The 16,296-nt window shown below is 62.2% G+C and carries 11 protein-coding genes and 3 pseudogenes; 9 read left to right on the top strand and 5 right to left on the bottom strand.

Annotated features, from left to right (window positions below; translation table 11 throughout):
- The first annotated feature begins 7 nt into the window (after nt 1–7).
- Nucleotides 8–5,590 carry an ATP-binding sensor histidine kinase gene (locus N6P30_RS03190; RefSeq protein ID WP_058673365.1) on the top strand — a complete coding sequence of 1,861 codons (5,583 nt, stop codon included), beginning with the start codon at nt 8–10 and terminating at the stop codon, nt 5,588–5,590.
- Nucleotides 5,591–5,593: 3 nt separating this feature from the next.
- Here the strand turns inward: N6P30_RS03190 and N6P30_RS03185 are convergent, their stop codons facing one another.
- Both N6P30_RS03185 and N6P30_RS03180 read right to left on the bottom strand, forming a co-directional pair.
- A complete protein-coding gene (locus N6P30_RS03185) occupies nt 5,594–6,211 on the bottom strand; it encodes a response regulator transcription factor (protein WP_021240632.1) in 618 nt (205 codons plus the stop codon).
- Between the two features lie 179 nt (nt 6,212–6,390).
- Complete coding sequence (locus N6P30_RS03180; protein ID WP_023293372.1) at nt 6,391–6,777, bottom strand: VOC family protein; 387 nt, start codon at nt 6,775–6,777, stop codon at nt 6,391–6,393.
- Between the two features lie 82 nt (nt 6,778–6,859).
- On the opposite strand from N6P30_RS03180, the pseudogene N6P30_RS03175 reads away from it, so the two are divergent.
- Nucleotides 6,860–7,468, top strand: a pseudogene (locus tag N6P30_RS03175) (ATP-dependent Clp protease proteolytic subunit); the annotation flags it as partial.
- A gap of 135 nt (nt 7,469–7,603) precedes the next feature.
- Nucleotides 7,604–8,725 carry a cupin domain-containing protein gene (locus N6P30_RS03170; protein WP_023293370.1) on the top strand — a complete coding sequence of 374 codons (1,122 nt, stop codon included), beginning with the start codon at nt 7,604–7,606 and terminating at the stop codon, nt 8,723–8,725.
- 90 nt (nt 8,726–8,815) lie between these two features.
- Here N6P30_RS03170 and N6P30_RS03165 read toward each other — a convergent pair whose 3' ends face one another.
- Nucleotides 8,816–10,231, bottom strand: a complete 1,416-nt coding sequence (locus tag N6P30_RS03165) for a PLP-dependent aminotransferase family protein (protein ID WP_023293369.1) — start codon at nt 10,229–10,231, stop codon at nt 8,816–8,818.
- Nucleotides 10,232–10,407: 176 nt separating this feature from the next.
- Between N6P30_RS03165 and N6P30_RS03160 the strand changes: the two genes are divergently transcribed.
- Nucleotides 10,408–10,569 carry a DUF1127 domain-containing protein gene (locus N6P30_RS03160; RefSeq protein WP_022650337.1) on the top strand — a complete coding sequence of 54 codons (162 nt, stop codon included), beginning with the start codon at nt 10,408–10,410 and terminating at the stop codon, nt 10,567–10,569.
- A gap of 86 nt (nt 10,570–10,655) precedes the next feature.
- On the opposite strand, the pseudogene N6P30_RS03155 reads toward N6P30_RS03160, so the two are convergent.
- Nucleotides 10,656–12,043: pseudogene (locus tag N6P30_RS03155) on the bottom strand (PLP-dependent aminotransferase family protein).
- A gap of 101 nt (nt 12,044–12,144) precedes the next feature.
- Here N6P30_RS03155 and N6P30_RS03150 point away from each other — a divergent pair.
- Complete coding sequence (locus tag N6P30_RS03150; protein ID WP_023293366.1) at nt 12,145–12,624, top strand: carboxymuconolactone decarboxylase family protein; 480 nt, start codon at nt 12,145–12,147, stop codon at nt 12,622–12,624.
- On the opposite strand, the gene N6P30_RS03145 is transcribed toward N6P30_RS03150, so the two are convergent.
- Nucleotides 12,611–13,513 carry a LysR family transcriptional regulator gene (locus N6P30_RS03145; RefSeq protein ID WP_023293365.1) on the bottom strand — a complete coding sequence of 301 codons (903 nt, stop codon included), beginning with the start codon at nt 13,511–13,513 and terminating at the stop codon, nt 12,611–12,613. The two genes, N6P30_RS03150 and N6P30_RS03145, sit on opposite strands and share 14 nt — an antisense overlap.
- Before the next feature lie 100 nt (nt 13,514–13,613).
- Between N6P30_RS03145 and N6P30_RS03140 the strand changes: the two genes are divergently transcribed.
- From N6P30_RS03140 to N6P30_RS03125, 4 genes and pseudogenes are all read left to right on the top strand, one after another.
- Entirely contained in the window at nt 13,614–15,029 is a 1,416-nt protein-coding gene (locus N6P30_RS03140) for an aldehyde dehydrogenase family protein (RefSeq protein ID WP_023293364.1), read from the top strand.
- A gap of 151 nt (nt 15,030–15,180) precedes the next feature.
- A complete protein-coding gene (locus N6P30_RS03135; protein WP_023293363.1) occupies nt 15,181–15,510 on the top strand; it encodes an antibiotic biosynthesis monooxygenase family protein in 330 nt (109 codons plus the stop codon).
- Nucleotides 15,489–15,605, top strand: a pseudogene (locus tag N6P30_RS03130) (amino acid-binding protein); the annotation flags it as partial. The gene N6P30_RS03135 and the pseudogene N6P30_RS03130, both read left to right, overlap by 22 nt.
- Nucleotides 15,598–16,293: an ArsR/SmtB family transcription factor gene (locus tag N6P30_RS03125; RefSeq protein ID WP_023293362.1), complete on the top strand. Its 696-nt coding sequence runs from the start codon at nt 15,598–15,600 to the stop codon at nt 16,291–16,293. The pseudogene N6P30_RS03130 and the gene N6P30_RS03125, both read left to right, overlap by 8 nt.
- Nucleotides 16,294–16,296 lie beyond the last annotated feature (3 nt).

Below are 16,296 nucleotides of genomic sequence, written 5' to 3'. Positions count from 1 at the left end.
ATCGCGGATGAACGAAAACGAGCAGCCTGCATTCTGGCCCGCCCAGGGGAATCTTCACCAGGGGCGGGTTTTTGTCCTTAAAGAGGATGTGATTTTTACCGTGCTGGCGCAGGAGGGCGGAATCGCCTGGATGCACGCGCGACATCCTCATTCCGGCGGCTCGTTCATTATCGCCACCGCGGTGAGCGACGAAGAGGAAGAGCGGGCCACCCGGCTGCTCAAAAACGAGTTTGCGCTGCGCGATATGCTGCAGGACAGCTGGGCCATTCGCGCCGTCGCCTCCACCCAGTACCGGGGGCGCTTCGCGCTGGTGTACGCCCCGTTTCCCTTTGAGCTGCTGGCGCGACGCGCGGGCAGGGCGATCTCGGGGATCGCGCGCTTTATCGAGCTGGCGATCCAGATCTGCGCCCCCCTGCGCCAGATGCATCTGCAAAACCTGATCCACGGCGATATCAAGCCCGGCAGCATTTTTGTTCAGCACGATGCCACCTGCCGTCTGGGCAGCTTTGGCCTCTCCTGCACGCTCTCCGATGCTTTCTCCCAGACCCGGCTTGCCGTTTCGGGCGGTACGCCTGCCTGGATGTCGCCGGAACACACCTCCCGCACCCAGCGTCCCGTGGATAACCGCAGCGATCTGTACAGCCTCGGCATGGTGCTGTATGAACTCCTGACCGGCCGCCTGCCGTTTGAGCTGGGAGAGGACGACCAGACCAACTGGGCGCATTACCACATCGCCTCGGCGCCGCTGGCCCCGGACGCGATACGCCCGGACGTGCCGGGGATGCTGTCGACCATCATCCTGAAGCTGCTGGAAAAGCACCCCGATAACCGCTACCAGACGGTCGACGGGCTGATTGCCGACCTCCGCCGCTGCCAGGCGACGCTGACCTGCGAGGGCGAAATCGTCGTCTTTACCCCCGGCCAGCAGGACCGTACCCCGGCGATCCATCTGGCGGACTCCCTGTTCGCGACCCATCCGCAGGCGAACGACGTCATTGCCGCGTTTGAGCGGGTGGGGCAGAACCGCGTGCCGGAGCTGGTGACCATCGGCGGGCCGTCGGGGATCGGCAAATCCTCGATCATTGCGACGGCGCTTAAAACGCTGCAGCAGCGCGCGGTGCTGCTGGCGGTGGGCAAAGTCGATCAGTTTTCACCGTCGCTGCCCTACGGCGTATTAAGCTCCGCGTTCCGCACCCTGACGCTGCACCTGCTGGGGCTGCCGGCAGACGAGGTGGCGAAGTGGAAAATCCGCCTCTCGCGCGCCCTGGAAGGCTATGAAGAACTGACCGTCAGCCTGGTGCCCGAGCTGGGCCTGCTGCTTGAGCGCAAGCCGCGCTTCTCGGCGGATACGTTTTCCATTGATGCCCGGGCGCGCTTCAGCCATATGGTGCTGGCGCTGGTGAAAACCTTTGCCTCGCAGGGCTGCCCGCTGGTGCTGGTGCTGGACGATCTTCAGTGGAGCGACGCCGCCAGCCTGCAAACGCTCAACGCGCTGCTGGTGAGCTGCGGCGCCATCCCGCTGCTGGTGGTTGTCGCTCACCGCGATATCGGCTCGTTGTCCGACCCCACGCTGCAACAGCACCTGGCGAGCCTGCCGGAGGCGGCACAGCACGCGAGCGAGATTGTCCCGCAGGCGCTCTCGGTTAAAGCCGTGGCGCGCTGGCTGGCAACGGTGTTTCGCACCCGCAGCGCGGCGACGACCGACCTTGCCACCCTGATCCACGAGAAGACGGGCGGCAACCCGCTTTTTGTGCATGAATTTTTCCGCCGCATCGTCGACGACGGGCTGGTGGTGCATAACAAATACCAGGACAAGTGGCATTACGATCTGCAGGCGATCCGCGCCCGGCATTACACCGAAAACGTGGTCACCCTGGTGCTGGAGCAGCTCGAAGTGCTGCCCGACGAGACGCGCCGCCTGCTGGGCAGCATCGCCTGTCTCGGCGGCACGGGCGAGATGGAGATGATGTGCCGCGTGGTCGGCATGTCGATGGCGGAAATGCGCTATGCGCTGCACCCGGCGGTGATGGCGCAGCTTATCGTGCTGACGGAGAAAGCGTACTCCTTCACCCACGACCGGGTGCAGGAGGCCGCCTTTGCGCTGCTGGATCGGCATGAGAAAAGCCATCTTCACCTGACCACCGCCAGCCTGCTGGCCGACGCCGCCCGCCAGGCTGCGGGGAATGAGCTGCTGTTCCGCGCTGTACATCACGTCACGGCCGCGCTGGACAGCATCCAGCCCGCCCCGCAGCGCCAGAGGTTCCGCGAGCTGAGCCTGCTGGCCGCGCGACGCGCGAAGCGTTCGGGAGATTATCTTTCGGCGCTGAGCTATATCCAGACCGCCAGAGCGCTGGGCAACGCCGGGACGGTGTCGGACTTTATGCTCGATATCGAAGAGGCGGGCTGCGAGTTTGCGCTGGGGCACCTGGAGCGGACTCGCGAGCTGTGTGACGCCATCCTCGGCTGCCCCGGCGGGCTGACCGAAAAAGCGCTGGCGGCAAACCTGCTGGTGGAAGTCTACATTCGTCAGTCGGACAGCCGTCTGGCGCTGGAGGCGGCGCTCTGCTGGCTGGGGGTGTTTGGCATCCAGATTGGCCGCTATCCGGAAGATGCCGACTGCGACGAGGCCTGGGAACGCTTTTGCAACCGCGCAAATGACGCGCCGCAACATCTCTTTGCCCCGCTCTCGCGGATGGAGAACCCGGAAACGGAAGCGGTGATGAACCTGCTCTACAGCGCCAGCATTTGCGCCAGCTTCATCTGCCCGCGCCTGCACTTTTTACTGCTCTGCCGCATGATGCACCTGACCCTCGATCACGGCATCACCGGCGCCTCCACCACGGCGATGGCCTGGTTTGGCGTGCTGATGGGTCACCGCTACGCCGAGTATCGCCTCGGGTTTCAGTACGGCACGCTGGCCCGCGAGCTGGTGACCCGCCACGGCTACGATGCCTTTGAAGCCAAGACCCTGCTGCCGCTCGACCAGCTCAGCGTCTGGACCCAGCCTTTGTCGTTCACCATCGAGTGCGCGAAAGCCTGCTTCAGCGCGGCGGTCACCCACGGGGATATGACGATGGCCTGCTTTGCGGCCTGCCACCAGGTGATCAACTTCCTCTCGCGGGGCGATCACCTGGACGGGGTGCTGACCAGCATCGATCGCGGCCTGGCGTTCGTGCGTAAAACCCACTTCCAGGACGTGGAAAGCATTTTGATGGTGCAGCGCGGCTACGTTGAGTTCCTGCGCACGCCGGTCATCGGCACCTGGACCGCGTCGCAGGTCTTGCCCGAGGCGCTGCTTCCCGCGTCGCCGGAGCAGGCCCCGGAGCAGACCTCCACCATGCTGTTCTGGTACTGGCTCTATCGCGGCATGGCGCACTTTACCTGCGGCGAGTACGCCGACGCGCAGGCGGATCTGGAGATGGCGGGGTGGTACGCGTGGTCCGCGCCGGGGCACATCCATCTGCTGGATTACCATCTCTACAGCGCGCTGGCGCTTTCGCGTCAGCTGACGCCGGAGACCTTCTCGGCGAACCACCGCCGCAGCATTCACGCCCACTACGACAAAATCGCCCTCTGGGCGCGCATCAATCCCGGCACGTTCGCGGATAAAGAGGCGCTGATCTACGCCGAAATCGTGCGTCTGGACGGAATGAACAGCATCGCGCTTGAGCAGTATGAGAAGGCGGTCCGGCTCTCCCGCGAGGGCGGATTTAATCCGATTAATGCCCTGGCACACGAGCTGGCGGGGCGCTTTGCGCTGGCCTGCGGCTATCCAACCGCCTCGGACGCGCACTTCCGCGGCGCAATTGCCGCCTGGGGCCGGGCGGGCGCGCAGGCCAAGGTGCGCCAGCTGGAGCAGGATTTCCCGCACCTGCTGGCCTCCGGGCAGGCGAGCGCCTATGACACGGTAGCGTTCGCCCAGAACGAGACCATCCGCGATCTGCAGAGCGTGATCAAAGCCTCCCGCGCGCTGTCGGAAGAGATCAACCTTGAGCGCTTAATCGAAAACCTGATGACGATCCTCCTCGAACGCGCCGGGGCGCAGCGCGGCCTGCTGCTTCGCGTGAGCGATAGCCTGATTCCGGAGATCGAGGCCAGCGCCTGGACCAGCACCGACGGCGTGCGGGTGCGGATCCTGAAAGACGTGCCGACGGCGACCGACCTGCCGCTGTCGGTGCTCGCGGCGGTGATCCGCACCGGGCAGGAGATCCGCACCGGCAGGCCGGAGGAGTTTCACCCCTTCAGTCAGGACCCCTATCTGGTGACCTCGGGGGCGGCGGTGATGTGCGTCCCGATGTTCAAACAGGCGCGGCTGGTGGGCGTGCTGTACCTGGAAAACCGCCTGATGCCGGAAGTGTTTACCGCCGAGCACTCGCGCGTGGTCAGCCTGCTGGGCGCGCAGGCGGCGGTCTCCCTGGAGACGGCGCGGCTGTACGCCGAGCTGCTGGCGGAGAACATCCAGCGCCGCCGGGTGGAGAAAGAGCTGCGCGCCAGCCAGACCTCGCTAATGCTGGGCGAGCAGATCAGCCACACAGGCAGCTGGCGCTGGGAGCTGGAGCAGGATCTGATGTTTGTCTCGGACGAGTATGCCCGCATTCTCGGCCTGCCCGAGCAGCAAAAGACGATCTCCATGGCGGAGTTTTTGACCTTCGTCCATGAGGACGATTACGCCCGCATCAGCGCCATTGTTACCCAAAGCGTGCGCGACGGGCTCTCGATGCGCGCGGAGTTTCGCGTTAAGCGTCCCGACGGCTCAACGCGCTACATCCTCGGCATTGGCGATCCGGTGGGCGTGGGCAGCGAGGTGAACGAGTATTACGGCATCATCACCGATATCACCAGCCAGCGCGCCGCGGAGGATGCCATGCGGGTGGCGCAGGCGGATCTGGCGCGGGTGTCCCGGGCCACCACCGTCGGGCAGCTGACCTCCTCCATCGCCCATGAGATCAACCAGCCGCTGATGTCGATCGTCTCGAACGCCGGAGCGAGCCTGCGCTGGCTCAACCGCGAGCCCGCCCGGCTGGATAAAGTGCGGGAAGGGCTGGAGGAGATCGCCGCCGAAGGCGCGCGGGCGGGGGAGATCATTCGCAGCATTCAGTCCCTGACGCGCAAGCAGGATCCCACCTTCTCGCGCATCGACATGCACTCCCTGATCCACCATATCATCACGCTTTCGCGCAGCGAGCTGGAGCAGCGATACATAAGCGTTGATTATCTGTTGAACGCCAGCGACAGCTTTATCACCGGCGATAGCGTGCAGATCCAACAGGTGCTGTTGAATCTGGTGATGAACGCGGTTGAGGCGATGGCCGAGGTGAAGGAGCGTGCCAGCACCATCACCCTCAGCACCAGCAACGCGGACGGGAAGGTGATCGTTGAGATCGCCGACACCGGCAGCGGCATTGAGCCCGAGCGGCTGGAGCAGATTTTTGACTCGTTCTATTCCACCAAGCCGCAGGGAATGGGGATGGGGCTGACCATCAGCGCCAGCATTATCGAGCGCCACTGCGGGAAGCTGAGCGCGCGCCGCCGGGAGCCGCACGGCACGGTATTTGCCTTCGCGCTGCCGCTGGCCGCGCAGGAAGCGTAAACGTTACTCCGCGGGCTGGCTTTTGGTCAGGCGCTCAACGGCCCTGACCAGCTCGGCCACGGAGCGCACCTGCATTTTCTCCATCACGCGGCGGCGGTGCACCTTCACCGTGATCTCGCTGACGCCCAGCTCCGCGGCAATTTGTTTGTTCAGCATGCCGCTTATCGCCAGCGTCAGCACCTCGTGCTCGCGCGGCGTGAGGGACATGTGGCGCTGCTTCAGGGCGTAGTGCTCTTTATTGCGCTCGGCGTTGTTTTCCGCCAGCTGCAGTGCGGATTCGATGGCGTCTATCAGCGCGTTAGATTCGACGGGCTTGGTGAGGAATTCGTACGCGCCACCTTTGATGGCGCGCACCGACATCGGGATGGTGCCGTGGCCGGTGAGGAAAATAATCGGGATTTCGCGCCCGCTTTCCTTGAGGGCGTCTGCTACCTCAAAACCCGAAATGGCGGGCATTTGCATATCGAGGATCACGCACGACGGCAGATCCTCAAAGCGGTATTGCAGAAACGCTTCTGCCGATGAAAAGCCGATGGCGTTCAGGCCTGCCGAGTCCAGCAGCCCGATCACGGACTGTCTGACGGCGTCATCGTCATCTACCACATACACAATGTGTTCCATTCACCGCCCCGGTGCTGATTGACATGTCGAGGATGCAAACAGTCACTACGGCGACGTAAGAGACTGTTTATGCTGCCTTTCATCTTAACACATTAACTATCATTATCATTTAACAATATGATAACCGTATGAAGTATAGCGAGCCGGGGCGGGGGCGGTGAAGGAACGAAACGCTGTTTTTATGCACCGACAAGCTCAATGCGGTTGCCGTCCGGGTCCGCGATCACCGCCTCATAAAAGCCGTCTCCGGTCAGGCGCGGAGCGCTGAGCAGCGTGCCGTTGGCCTGGGCTCGCTCGGCCATGCTGTCCACTTTTGCCTTGCTGCCGACGTTGATGGCGATATGCGCCCAGCCGATAAACTCCGGGTGCAGCGGGGCGTCGGGCAGCTCCGGCAGCGTCATGAGCTCGATGGTCGGACCGTCATCCAGCGTAATAAAGTGTGATTCAAACCCCGGACGATTTTTACTGACGTAGCGTTCGTTACTGCGGCCATTAAAAACCGTTTCCCAGAACTGAACCTGGGCGTTCAGGCTGCGGGTCCAGAGTGCAACATGGGCAATATGCATAAGTTCCCTCGTGATGTGTCGGTGAGGACTTTCACCGGTAAAACAGGCTACACTCTGGTTTTGAGCGCGACAAGCTGAGGAAAAGACAATGCACTACACACTGAAAGAAAGCGACAAGGATAAAGCGGAAGGGTCAAACGGCGCGGGCGCTCTGCAGCAAAAACTGCTGGAGTCCCGTTCGATTGTGATCTCCGGTGAGATCAACCAGGAGCTGGCGCAGAAAGTGATCACCCAGATGATCCTGCTGCAAAGCGTCAGCAACGATCCGATCAAGCTGTACATCAACAGCCAGGGCGGCCACGTGGAAGCGGGCGACACCATCCACGACTTCATCAAATTCATTCGCCCGGAAGTGCACGTCATCGGCACCGGCTGGGTGGCGAGCGCCGGGATCACCATCTTCCTGGCCGCGAAAAAAGAGCACCGCTACTCGCTGCCAAATACCCGCTTTATGATCCACCAGCCGCTGGGCGGCGTGCGCGGTCAGGCGACGGATATTGAGATCGAAGCGCGCGAGATCATCCGCATGCTGGATCGCGTGAACAAGCTGATCGCTGACGCCACCGGCCAGCCGCTGGAAAAAGTGAAAAAAGACACCGACCGCAACTTCTGGATGTCCCCGGCGGAAGCGCTGGACTACGGCATCGTGGGTAAACTGATTACCCATTACGACGAGTTGAACCTGGATTAAGATTTAGCACCGTGTATGTGTCGGGTGGCGGCTTTGCCTTACCCGACCTACGCGTGCGGGTTTGACCCATGACAAGTTCCCCCTCTGCTTTCTTACCTATAATCGCGCCTGTTTCCCCTCTCACTGGTGCTACCCATGGCGTATCAACTGAACCTGAACTGGCCGGAATTTCTTGAGAAATACTGGCAAAAACAACCCGTTGTGCTGAAAAATGCCTTCCCGAATTTTGTCGATCCGATTACCCCGGACGAGCTGGCAGGGCTGGCGATGGAGCCGGAGGTCGATAGCCGTCTGGTGAGCCATTTCAACGGTAAATGGCAGGCCAGCAATGGCCCGTTTGAGCACTTCGACGATCTGGGCGAAACCGGCTGGTCGCTGCTGGCGCAGGCGGTGAACCACTGGCATATGCCCGCCGCGGAGCTGGTGCGTCCGTTCCGCGTTCTGCCGGACTGGCGCCTGGACGATCTGATGATCTCCTTCTCCGTGCCGGGCGGCGGCGTGGGCCCGCATATCGATCAGTACGACGTGTTTATCATTCAGGGGATGGGCAGCCGCCGCTGGCGCGTGGGCGACAAGCTGCCGATGCGTCAGTTCTGCCCGCATCCGGCGCTGCTGCATGTGGATCCGTTCGAGCCGATTATTGACGAAGATCTGGCCCCGGGCGATATCCTCTACATCCCGCCAGGATTCCCGCACGACGGATTTACCCATGAAACGGCGCTCAACTACTCCGTCGGCTTTCGCGGGCCGAACGGCCGCGATCTGATCAGCAGCTTCGCCGATTATGCGCTGGAAAACGATCTGGGCGGCGAGCACTACAGCGATCCGGATCTGACCTGTCGCGAACACCCGGGCCGCGTGGAGCAGTACGAGCTGGATCGCATTCGTCAGATGATGATCGACATGATTAGCAAGCCGGATGATTTCACAAAATGGTTCGGCAGCTTTGTCTCCACGCCGCGCCACGAGCTGGATATCGCCGCCGCCGAGCCGCCGTACGCGCCGGAAGAGGTGCTGGACGCGCTGCAGGGCGGCGAAACGCTGTCTCGCCTGAGCGGGCTGCGCGTGCTGAACATCAACGGCAGCTTCTTCATCAACAGCGAACAGCTGGAGACGGTAGACGCGAAGGCGGCGGATGCGCTGTGCCGCTACACCGAACTCGGTCAGGCCGAGCTGGGCGATGCGCTGAAAAACCCGGCGTTTGTCGAGGAGCTCACCGGGCTGATTAATCAGGGGTACTGGTACTTCGACGAGTAGTGCGGCCTGTTGCCCGGTGGCGCTGCGCTTACCGGGCCTACAACGGCGAGAACGTAGGCCGGGTAAGGCGAAGCCGCCACCCGGCAAAAACTACTCCTCCATCGCAATCACAATCGCTTCACCCATCTTCTTCAACGCCTCGCGATGTTTCTCCGTTGGCGGCAGCGCCACGTTGATCCGCAGGCAGTTGCGGTACTTCCCGGAGGCGGAAAACAGCGACCCGGCCGCGGCCTGGATTTTCAGCCGGCACAGCTGCTTGCTGACGCACACCATATCGACCGTCTCCGGCAGCTCAACCCACAGCAGGAAGCTGCCCTGCGGGCGCGTGACGCAAATCTCTGCCGGAAAATACTGCCGCACCCAGCAGGTGTAGGTTTCCATATTCTGCTGATAAATCTGGCGCATACGGCGCACGTGGCGATGGTAATGGCCGTCGCGGATAAACGCCGCCACCGCCATCTGCGTGCCCGGCACGTTAAACCCGCCCGCGGCGTATTTCATGTGCATCACCCGGTCGTAGTAGCGTCCCGGCACAATCCAGCCGACGCGCAGGCCCGGCGCCACGGTTTTAGTAAACGAGCTGCAGAGGATCACGCGGCCGTCGATATCCATGGAATGAATGGTGCGCGGGCGCGGGTACTCCGCCGCCAGCTCGCCGTAAATATCATCCTCGACAATCACGATATCGTGCCGCTGGGCGAGGGCCAACACCTGCTTTTTCCGCGCCTCCGGCATGATAAACCCGAGCGGGTTATTGCAGTTGGGCACCAGGATCACCGCCTTGATCGGCCACTGCTCCATTGCCAGCTCTAGCGCTTCGATGCTGATCCCGGTTTCAGAGTCGGTGGGAATTTCAATCGCCTTGATGTCAAACCCGCGCAGCATCTGCATGGTGCCGTGAAACGACGGTGATTCCACCGCCACGATATCCCCCGGTTTGCACACCGACAGGAGGGCGATCGACAGCGCGCCGTGGCAGCCGTTGGTGATCACAATGTCGCTTGCCGAGACGGTGGAGCCGCCGTCCAGCATCAGACGGGCGATCTGCTCGCGCAGCTCCAGGCGCCCGTCAAGCACGTCATAGCTCAGCATCTCGCCGGGGTTATGCTGCGCGATGCGGCTCATCTCGCGCCACAGGGGCTTCAGGCTCGGCTGGTTAATGTCCGGCGAACCGCCGCCGAAGGAGATCATCTCTTTGTCGGCGCGGGCGTCCAGCAGCATCATCACCTCATCCCACTGGGTAACGTCCACCGGGCGCTGCACCGGGCGGGTCATCGCCGGGACGGGCGGCTGAGCCTTGCGCGGCGAGACAAAATAGCCGGAGCGCGGCTGAGGCGTGATCAGCTGGAGGTTTTCGAGGATCTGGTAGGCCTGCTGTATGGTGCTGATGCTCACGCCGTGCTCCTGGCTCAGCGCGCGCACCGACGGCAGACGTTCGCCGCTGCGATACAGCCCTTGTTCAATGCGTTCTGCCAGAAGGTTGGCCAGATGTTGATAGCGCGTCATGCTGTATCCTCTATTTTCACCATACAGATTATAAAACCAGTACAGATTGCTGCGAAAATTGCCATGCAGATACTGTTTTAGCGGATCTGTATGTTAAACAAAAGTTGTTTTTGCATCTGTATTGCACAGGCCGATTTCCGGGATGATAACCCCACTGACACAGTGAGGAGAGCATCATGGAATTCTACGAGAATCGTTCAAAACGTCCGTTTATTGTGTTTGTCTGGATCGCAAAAACGCTGCGTAACTGGTATCGCATCAACCGCACCCGCCGCATCCTGAGCCAGATGAGCGACGAGCAGCTCAAGGACGTCGGGTTATCGCGGTATGATGTATGAGCCGCGTCATCGCCCGGTGGCGCTACGCTTACCGGGCCTACAGGATCGAGTAGGCCGGGTAAGGCGAAGCCGCCACCCGGCGATGTTCAGCTCAACAGCGCAAGCGTCTGCCGCTTCGGCCTTTCCAGCAAATCCAGCGCCTCCTGATAAGAACGCACGTTGTTATAGCCCATCACCAGCCCGTAGCGTTTGCCCGACCCGCGATACCACTCCGAGAGCGCGTTGACCTGCAGCTGCTGTTCCTGCCAGCAGCGCGCGATTTCCCGGTCACGACTTCCTTTGGTCAGGAACGCCACGATATGCATCCCGCCGTCGTTTTGCTCGGTGAAAAACAGATCGCCATACACCTCCTGCAGAGCGGCAATCATCCAGTCGCGGCGGGTCTGATACAGCGCGCGCATCTTTTTCAGGTGACGGAAAAATGCCCTTCGTTGAGAAACGCGGTGAGGATCTTCTGCGTCAGCACCGGCTGGCCGCTGGTGGTGATGTCCGCGCAGTCGGTAAAGGCCCCGACGGTGCTGGCGGGCATCACCACGTAGCCCATGCGCAGCGACGGCATAATGGTTTTACTGAAGGAGCCCATAAAAATCACCCGGTCGTGCTGGTCGAGGCTTTTCAGCGACGGCAGCACCTTGCGCGTATAGTGAAACTCTCCGTCGTAATCGTCTTCGATAATCCACGCCTCGTTCTGGCTGGCCCAGTCGAGCAGCTGCTGTTTACGCGGCAGCGAGAGCGTGACCGCCAGCGGACTCTGGTGCGACGGGGTGACGATGGCAAAACGCGCGTCGCGATGGTGGCGGAGCAGGTAGTCCGTGTCGATGCCGCAGCGATCGACCGGCACCGTGTGCAGGCGCGGCACGATCCGCTTCAGCAGCTGCTGGCCCATAAAATAGCCCGGATCCTCAAACACCACCTTGTCGCTGCGGCTGGCGAGGGTATCGAGGATCAGCCGCAGGCTGCCGCTGTAGCCGCTGGTGATCAACACCTGTTCAGCGGTGCAGGACAAGCCGCGCGAGATGTTGAGGTAGCTGGCGATGGCCTGGCGCAGCGGATACCAGCCCAGCACCGGCGGGTTGAGCATCTCCTCCTGACGCATGGCCCGCGTCGCCTGGCCCGCCAGCAGCAGCCACTTTTTATACGGGAAGCTGTCGAGGGCGGGGATGCCGGGGCGCAGAAAACCCGCCCGCTCGCGCTGGCTGATGAGCGAGGCCGGAAGCGCTCCGGTGGGCTGCTCCGCCGGGGCATGCTTGTCCGGCAGCAGGAGGTCCGGGTTAACCCGCGTGCCGCGCGCCCCCTGGCTCACCAGATACCCTTCACCCGTCAGAATGGCATACGCCGTTTCGACGGTTTTACGCGCCACCTTCAGCTCTTCCGCCAGCACGCGGATGGCAGGTACCTTATCGCCCGGCTTCAGCACGCCGCGCATAATGTTGTCGCGATAGCGGGAATAAATCTCGTGATAGCCCGGCTTCATGTCCTACCTCGTTTCACGATTTTTGTATCTTTTTACTATGTCATGAACGGCGTAGATTTGCCTCATCGCATGACACATGCCGCACAAAAAGAGGAAAGACCATGAGCACTCGCGTTAACCACCATAAAGCTACACCTGCCCTCGCCAACGCGCTGTCTGCCCTGAGCATGGAGGTGGCAAAAACCTCCATCGACCCGGCGCTTAAGCACCTGATCGACATTCGCGTGTCGCAGCTGAACGGCTGTACGTTCTGTCTGGATATGCACTCAAAAGAGGCGAAAATCGCCGGCGAGCGCGAGCTGCGCCTGTATCATCTGGCGGCCTGGCGCGAGTCCCCGCTGTTTAGCGCCCGTGAAAAAGCGGCGCTGGCCTTCACCGAAGCGCTAACCCAGATTGGCGTTCACGGCGTGAGCGATGCGCTCTACCGCAGCGTGGCGGAACATTTCTCGGATGTCGAGATTTCAGAGCTGAACTTCGCCATCGTGGCGATCAACGCCTGGAACCGTCTGGGGATCACCTCCCGCATGGCGCCCGGCGCGCTGGACGCGGCGTACGGGCTGAATAAGGCTAACCTGGAATAATCCCGCGCTCGCGGATCATCGCCACCAGCGCCCGCAGTCCCGGCGGGACGTGGCGATGGCCCGGGTAGTACAGGCGCAGCCCGGCAAACGGCTGCGCCCAGTCGTTTAAGACGCTCACCAGCTCCCCGCTTTTCAGCTCGTCCTGAATATAGAGTTCCGGTAAAAATCCCACCCCTAACCCCGCTTTTACGGCGCGGATCGAGGCAAAAAGATCGGACGTCGCAAAGCGCGGCGGCACGGCAAGCGCGTACGTTTCACCCCGACGGGCCAGCTCCCAGCGGTAGATCCCGCCGTGGGCCATACGCATGCCGATCCCCTGGTGTGAAAGCAGATCGTCCGGCGTCTCGGGTATGCCGTGACGGGCGAAATAGTCCGGCGTGGCGGTGACGAGCTGGCGGATCTCACCGGTCAGCGGCACGGCGATCATGTCCTGCGGCACGGACTCCTCAAGGCGGATCCCCGCGTCATAGCCTTCGGCAACGATGTCGATCATGCGCGCTTCGCTGACGGTTTCCACGCGCATCTTCGGGTAGCGGATCATAAAGTCGATCAGCAGCTGGTCCAGAAACAGGGTGCCGATATGGTTCGGCACGTTCAGACGCAGCGTGCCGGCGGGTTCCCCGGTGTCGCTGTGGATCTCCTCGCTGGCGAGGCGGATCTCCTGTAGCGCTGGGCCGATACGCGCCACGTAGCGCTGCCCGGCGTCGGTGAGCGCCACGCTGCGGGTCGTGCGGTTGAAAAGTCGCGTCTGAAGGCTGCTCTCCAGCCCGGCGATGGCGTTGCTGACCGCCGTGGCGGACATGCCGAGCTCCTGCGCCGCGCCGCGAAAGCTGCCGCGCCGCACCACCGCCATCACCACTTCCAGCTCTGTCAGACCTGAACGATGCATAGATTATCCTGAAAATCGAAACAACCCTTGCAGCATAGCGTGGATTATCGCAACGGAGAAGCCGTGACAGACTGGGCTCACACAGCCTGAGGAGGTTTATATGCACACCATCGAACAGATCTTTATTAACGGCGAATTTGTTACCCCGCACGGTGCCGAGTGGTTTGATTTGTACAACCCGGCGACGGCGCAGGTCATCGGTCAGGTTCGTCTGGCGGATGAGGTTGACGCAGCGCGCGCCGTTGCGGCGGCGAAAGCGGCGTTTCCGGCGTGGTCCCGGACCACAAAGCAGGAACGCATCGCCACGCTGAAGCGCATGCACGCCGCCGTGGCCGCCCGTCACGATGCGCTGCTGGATGCGATTGTTGAGGAGTACGGCGCGCCCGCCTCGCGCTCGGCGTGGATGGCCAGCTATCCGGCAGAGGTGATTGCTCAGGCCATCGAGGCGCTTGAGGCGTTTGAGTTTGTCACTCCAGCAGGTGCCGCAACGGTGCAGATGACGCCGCTCGGCGTGGCCGGGCTGATTACGCCGTGGAACAGCGATGCGGGGTTTATCTGCGGCAAACTGGCGGCCGCGCTGGCGGCGGGCTGCACGGCGGTCATCAAGCCGAGCGAAATGAGCGCCCTGCAAACGCAGATTGTCACCGAAGCGCTGCGCGACGCCGCGCTGCCGCCGGGCGTGTTTAACATCGTCACCGGACGCGGCGAGACGGTGGGCGAAACCCTCAGCCGCCATCCGGACGTCGCGAAAATCTCGTTCACCGGTTCCACGAATACCGGCAAGGCGATCCTGCGCAACGCGGCGGAAAGCTTTAAGCGCGTCACGCTGGAGTTGGGCGGTAAATCGCCGACGATCCTGCTGGATGATGTGGATCTCGTGCAGGCGATCCCGCTGGTGATCCAGGCCGGGTTTATGAACAGCGGTCAGGCGTGCGTGGCCGGGACGCGCATTCTGGTGCCTCACTCGCGCAAGGCGGAGATCGAAACCGCGCTGGCGCAGGCCGTGGCGGCGGTGAAATCCGGCGACCCGCGCAACAGCACGACAGACGTCGGCCCGATGGTCAGCGAAAAGCAGTGGCTGCGGGTGCAGGGCTATATCCGCAAAGGAATCGAAGAAGGGGCGCGCCTGCTGGCGGGCGGCGAAGGGCGACCGGACGGCACGCAGGAGGGCTGGTTCGTGCGTCCGACGCTGTTTGCCGACGTGAACAACCGGATGACGGTTGCCCGCGACGAGATCTTCGGCCCGGTGCTGTGCGTCATCCCTTATCAGGACGAGGCGGAGGCGATCGCCATTGCCAACGACACAGAATACGGCCTGAGCGCGATGGTGCTGGGCGGCGATGTGGACCGCGCGCGACGCGTGGCACAGCAGATTGTTTCCGGTCGCGTGCTGGTGAACACCCTGGCTCATGAACCGAAAGCGCCATTTGGTGGCTTCAAACACTCCGGCGTGGGGCGCGAGATGGGCGAGTGGGGAATTCGGGCGTTTATGGAGCCGAGGTCGATGGTGGGCTAAAACCCGCCCGGTGGCGCTGCGCTTACCGGGCCTACATGAGCCGTAGGCCGGATAAGCGCAGCGCCATCCGGCACAACGCTTCGCTCCTTGCCGAAGCATTGTATCTCTCCATTCTGCATTCTCTCCCCAACATCACAACGGAGAGAAAACCATGATCGCAGTCCTTTTCGAAGCCAAAGCCGAGCCTGCCCATCAGGCGCGCTATCTTCAGCTTGCCGCAGAGCTTAAGCCTTTACTGGCCGACATCGACGGCTTTATTGATATCGAACGGTTCCAGAGCCTGACCACCGACGGCAAAATCCTGTCCCTTTCCTGGTGGCGGGATGAAGAGGCCGTCCGCCGCTGGAAGCAGAACGTCTTTCATCAGGCGGCGCAGGCCGAAGGGCGGGCGTCGATTTTTTCTTTCTACCGTATTCGGGTGGCGCAGCTGGTGCGGGAATACAGTTCCGAAACCGGAGAGCACGCGGCGTGTCTATCCTGACTCAGTACAGCGACCATGCGAATCACCTTATTCTGCTGACGGATGATGATAAGCTGGCCGCAGAGATCACCGAACCCTGGGCGGCCCATGCTTAAGACAAGTTTACCTCCTGACAACAGCGCGATGCTGGAAAAGGCGATTGCCGCGGTGGCGGCTGCCATGGCCGATCCGTCGCGCGTGAAGATGCTCTGTGCGCTAATGGACGGGCGTGCGTGGACGGCCACTGAACTGAGCGCGGCGGCAGACGTTGCGCCGTCGACCGCCAGCGGGCATCTTGCCCGGCTGGTTGAAGGACAGCTAATAACCTGCCTGTCGCAAGGGCGGCATCGCTATTATCGTCTTGCCGGGCACGACGTGGCGGCGCTGGTGGAGCAGATGATGGGGCTTTCGTGGAGCCGCATTACCCCGCCGGAAACCAGCGCGCCGAAAGCCATGCGTGACGCCCGGACCTGCTACGACCATCTCGCAGGCGCGGTGGCGGTGCAGATCTATGATTTCATGCAGGCGGAAGGCTGGCTGGAGGCTGACGGTTCCGCATTGACACTCTATGGCCGGGAGCAGTTCCTGGCGCTCGGTATTCCGTTAAGCGCGCATCCGCGCCGGAAGGCCTGCTGCGCCTGCCTGGACTGGAGCGAGCGACGGTTTCACCTGGGCGGAGAAGCCGGTGCGTTGTTGCTCGACCATCTGGAAAGTAAAGGCTGGATCCAGCGGGTGGCGGGGTATCGGGAGGTGGTGGTGACGGCGTCGGGAAAGGCTGCTGTTAAGAGGCTTTTTAGCCGCTAAAAA

This window comes from Enterobacter sp. PL1, assembly GCF_945957325.1.
In the GTDB taxonomy this organism is placed as follows: Bacteria; Pseudomonadota; Gammaproteobacteria; order Enterobacterales; family Enterobacteriaceae; genus Enterobacter; species Enterobacter roggenkampii.
The sequence above is the reverse complement of the archived record's forward strand: the minus strand, read 5'-3'. Positions and strand labels throughout refer to the sequence as shown.

What these genes read in the sequence shown, in the direction of transcription:
- N6P30_RS03170 (WP_023293370.1), top strand. Translation starts at nt 7,604, where the DNA reads ATGGCGTATCAACTGAACCTGAACTGGCCGGAATTTCTTGAGAAATAC.
- N6P30_RS03150 (WP_023293366.1), top strand. Translation starts at nt 12,145, where the DNA reads ATGAGCACTCGCGTTAACCACCATAAAGCTACACCTGCCCTCGCCAAC.
- N6P30_RS03125 (WP_023293362.1), top strand. Translation starts at nt 15,598, where the DNA reads ATGCTTAAGACAAGTTTACCTCCTGACAACAGCGCGATGCTGGAAAAG.
- N6P30_RS03190 (WP_058673365.1), top strand. Translation starts at nt 8, where the DNA reads ATGAACGAAAACGAGCAGCCTGCATTCTGGCCCGCCCAGGGGAATCTT.
- N6P30_RS03160 (WP_022650337.1), top strand. Translation starts at nt 10,408, where the DNA reads ATGGAATTCTACGAGAATCGTTCAAAACGTCCGTTTATTGTGTTTGTC.
- N6P30_RS03185 (WP_021240632.1), bottom strand. Translation starts at nt 6,211, where the DNA reads ATGGAACACATTGTGTATGTGGTAGATGACGATGACGCCGTCAGACAG.
- N6P30_RS03140 (WP_023293364.1), top strand. Translation starts at nt 13,614, where the DNA reads ATGCACACCATCGAACAGATCTTTATTAACGGCGAATTTGTTACCCCG.
- N6P30_RS03135 (WP_023293363.1), top strand. Translation starts at nt 15,181, where the DNA reads ATGATCGCAGTCCTTTTCGAAGCCAAAGCCGAGCCTGCCCATCAGGCG.
- N6P30_RS03165 (WP_023293369.1), bottom strand. Translation starts at nt 10,231, where the DNA reads ATGACGCGCTATCAACATCTGGCCAACCTTCTGGCAGAACGCATTGAA.
- N6P30_RS03180 (WP_023293372.1), bottom strand. Translation starts at nt 6,777, where the DNA reads ATGCATATTGCCCATGTTGCACTCTGGACCCGCAGCCTGAACGCCCAG.
- N6P30_RS03145 (WP_023293365.1), bottom strand. Translation starts at nt 13,513, where the DNA reads ATGCATCGTTCAGGTCTGACAGAGCTGGAAGTGGTGATGGCGGTGGTG.